Source organism: Oleiphilus sp. HI0067 (assembly GCF_001635735.1).
This window is the reverse complement of record NZ_LWFI01000690.1, coordinates 1-396: the sequence shown is the minus strand read 5'-3', so window position 1 is coordinate 396 and position 396 is coordinate 1. Positions and strand designations below refer to the sequence as shown.

1 protein-coding gene is annotated in these 396 nt (G+C 46.2%); it reads left to right on the top strand.

The window, feature by feature from the left end; genetic code table 11:
* Positions 1-373 (top strand): chorismate-binding protein (locus A3739_RS07810; protein WP_197472172.1); only part of this gene is annotated, 373 nt, incomplete at its 5' end.
* Positions 374-396 lie beyond the last annotated feature (23 nt).

Genomic DNA, 396 nt, shown 5'->3' with positions numbered 1-396 from the left:
GCTGAAAGATGGTTGCTCAGCCATGGATGTTCTTAGAGCAACATTTCCTGCCGGCACATTAAGCGGAGCGCCTAAGATTCGCGCAATGGAAATAATTGATGAGTTAGAGCCAGTGAAGCGTGGTGTATATGGCGGCGCAGTCGGATATTTGTCTTGGAGCGGCAATATGGACACTGCAATCGCGATTCGAACAGCCGTGATTAAAGATGATGTGCTTCATATTCAAGCTGGAGCCGGTGTCGTTGCAGATTCAGTGCCTTTAAACGAGTGGGAAGAAACCATGAATAAAGGGCGAGCCGTATTCAGAGCTGTGGCAATGGCAACGCAAGGTGTAGACAGTGTTTCTAATGAATCTGCAAAGGGGGATAAGTAATGTTGTTAATGATTGATAACTAT